3 protein-coding genes are annotated in these 3020 nt (G+C 39.4%); 1 reads left to right on the top strand and 2 read right to left on the bottom strand.

Annotation, left to right across the window (positions count from 1 at the left end; translation table 11 throughout):
* Positions 1-359: 359 nt before the first annotated feature.
* Together GPM24_RS22080 and GPM24_RS22075 are read right to left on the bottom strand one after the other, a co-directional pair.
* On the bottom strand, positions 360-938 hold the full coding sequence (locus tag GPM24_RS22080) for a TetR/AcrR family transcriptional regulator (protein ID WP_158829934.1): 579 nt from the start codon (positions 936-938) through the stop codon (positions 360-362).
* 83 nt (positions 939-1021) lie between these two features.
* Positions 1022-1771, bottom strand: a complete 750-nt coding sequence (locus GPM24_RS22075; RefSeq protein WP_158829932.1) for an SDR family NAD(P)-dependent oxidoreductase — start codon at positions 1769-1771, stop codon at positions 1022-1024.
* Positions 1772-2008: 237 nt separating this feature from the next.
* Here GPM24_RS22075 and GPM24_RS22070 point away from each other — a divergent pair, with 237 nt between their 5' ends.
* A complete protein-coding gene (locus GPM24_RS22070) occupies positions 2009-2872 on the top strand; it encodes a DUF808 domain-containing protein (RefSeq protein ID WP_158829930.1) in 864 nt (287 codons plus the stop codon).
* Positions 2873-3020: the final 148 nt, after the last annotated feature.

The raw sequence follows: 3020 nt of genomic DNA, 5'->3' as shown, positions 1-3020 counted from the left end.
CACAGGTTCGAATCCTGTTGCTCCCACGAAAATGAAGCCTTTAGATTAATTTCTAAGGGCTTTTTTGTTTACTGCAATTTATTGTTTTAATCCGGCCCTAAATAGTTATAAAGAATGCCAAACATCTTTCTTTTCGAAGAAGAACCGCTTTACTTATTTTAATTCAGGTAGTAAAAATCGATATAAGCTGTTGGTTTAAAGTGCTTGCGTTAAATGGCGCTAATTGTCGGCTGTACCGTTCCGGGCCTGAAATACGATATTTAACATAGTATATAGTGCTGTTAGGTTTACACACTAATACCACGTCTGTTTTTAGTATCTGAATACCATCAATAAAGAGCTAAAGATAGAGTGAAAAGTTAATCGAGAACCGACAGAGTTGTTTGAACAACATTGTCAAAAAACTGCTGATCGTTCCTGAATTTTGCATAAACTCTCATTCCGGTCACTGCATTGCAAATAAAACTGGCAAGAGCTTTTGGATTTTTAGATGTACTGATTTCCCCGTTGTCCTGTCCCTTTTTTATGGCTTGATACAAAGCATCCTCAATAATCAGGTCATCTTCAGCAACCAGCTTTTTAATCAGCTCGTCATTTGCGGCCACCTCTACTTCTGAATTTATCTTAAAACATCCTTTAGGGCATGCATCGGTTAGCACGGCCTTAACAACTTGCTGTAATAGCTGGGCCACCGCTGCTTTCACTGAAGAAGCGTTATTGAGTAACTCCTTAATTCTTGCTGTTGCTTCCTGCTGGTATAGTTCCAGTGCTTTTAAAAACAAGTTATGTTTATCGCCAAAAGCGTGATAGATGCTGGACCGGCCAATTCCGAGTCCTTCAATAAGATCATATAACGAAGTGGCATGATAGCCCTTTTGCCAAAAAAGTGTGATGGCTTTTCTCAGTATTTCCGTCTCGTTAAAATCTTTTGTTCTCATAACCAAAAAAGCTTTGCCTGCTACAGGCAAAGCTATCAATTTTATATCTTGTATGTGAACGAGACCTGTCTGCAAATTTTGCTTTAGCGAAGACCGCCGCTGGCCAGTATAATTTCGCCTGTTAACCAGCGTGCATCCTCAGATGCAAGGAAAGCAGCAATCAATGCAATGTCCTCAGGTTCTCCAAGCCGGCGAAGCGGCGTAGTACTTACCATAGCGTCAGCCATTTCGCTGCCGATAAAGCCTCCGGCCCTTGATCCTTCTGTGTTTACGATACCGGGGTTAATTGAATTGACACGGATATTTCTCGGGCCAAGCTCCTTAGAGAGTACGCGGGAAATTGAATCGACCGCACTTTTGGTAGCCGTATACAACGCACTACCAGCCGGTTCAACGCTTGACACGCCAGAGCCGATGTTTATAATGCTGCCTCCCATTTCCGAAAAATGTTTTACGGCGGCTTTAGAGGCAAGTAATGGTCCTAGTACGTTAATACCAAATTGACGATAAAACCCTTCTTCGGTTATATCCTCAATAGGCCCCCATTGATAAATGCCCGCATTGTTAACTAGTATATCAACCGCACCATACTGCCTTACCGTTTCCGTAAACAGGCGTTCTACATCATCGGCCTTAGATACATCGCCTTGTATAGCTATGGCTTGGCCACCATTACTTACAATCTCGGCTACGATACGCTCTGCGTCTTCTTTGGCAGATGCATAATTAACAATTACTGCGGCGCCTTCGGTAGCCAATTTTTTGGCAATGCCGGCACCTATTCCTTTTGATGCGCCAGTTACAACAGCGACTTTGTGTTCTAGTTTCTTCATTTCTAATTGTACCGTTTGGTCTACAAATATAGTTGTAATTCTGGACCAATTGGTGCAATTTCATATTTTGATTCCGTTATGACATACGTACCGTTACAACCAACTCTAGTACAATAACTATTAGCTATACCAATTAAATAAATAATTGCCATTTGTTAAAACTTAACGGCTCAACTTAAATTTATAAGATGACATTAGATTTATTGTATTTTCACAACCATACCTCCTAAATAAAATATGGCATCAGGCTTTTTTGCAATTTTAGATGATATAGCTGCTTTAATGGACGATGTTGCTGTAACAACCAAAGTAGCAGCGCAGAAAACTGCAGGTATATTGGGCGACGACCTGGCAGTGAATGCAGAAAAAGCCACTGGGTTTCTTTCGTCGCGCGAGTTGCCGGTGCTATGGGCTATTACAAAAGGCTCTTTAATTAATAAACTTATTATTGTTCCAATTGCTTTGCTGCTTAATCTGTTTTTTCCTGTAGCTATAAAAATTGCATTGGTTTTGGGCGGCTTTTACTTGGCTTACGAGGGTGTTGAAAAAATAATTGAATACTTTTTTCATCACCCAAAAACCGGACATGAGGTAGTTAAAGAAAATAAACAGGATAATGCAGATGCCGAAAAAGCAAAAATAAAATCGGCTATAGCTACAGATTTTATCTTGTCTATAGAAATTGTTATTATTGCTTTGGGCGCTGTTTTAGATAAAAGTTTAATTACGCAAATTTTAACCGTTTCGGTTGTTGCAATTTTGGCAACCGTTGGTGTTTATGGCATTGTTGCACTCATTGTAAGAATGGACGATGCTGGTTATCAGCTAATCAAACGCGCTAACAACAAAGGCTTTTTTTCAATGCTGGGGTCTTTGCTGGTTAAGGCTTTGCCTGTTATCATCAAAATTTTAGGCATTGTTGGAACCGTAGCTTTAGTTTTAGTATCCGGTGGCATTTTTGTTCACAATATTGAATTTTTACACCACTTGTTGCCCAATTTGCCATCAATAATTAGTGAATTGGTGATTGGGTTACTTGCCGGATTGCTTGCAGTTGGCTTGCTAACAGGTGGCAAAAAGGTGTTGGCATTGGTAAAGTAATAACCTTTAAGTATCATAGTTATTGATTTTTGTAAATTATTGTTCGGGTAATCAATTACTTATAGATAAATTGAGCAGCTTTTTTTATAAACAGAAAAAATAGTTTAAATTTGCATCGCAATAAAAAAGGGAGCATAGCTCAGCTGGT

Source organism: Mucilaginibacter lacusdianchii (assembly GCF_009770985.1).
Classification (GTDB): Bacteria; Bacteroidota; Bacteroidia; order Sphingobacteriales; family Sphingobacteriaceae; genus Mucilaginibacter; species Mucilaginibacter lacusdianchii.
The sequence above is the reverse complement of the archived record's forward strand: the minus strand, read 5'-3'. Positions and strand labels throughout refer to the sequence as shown.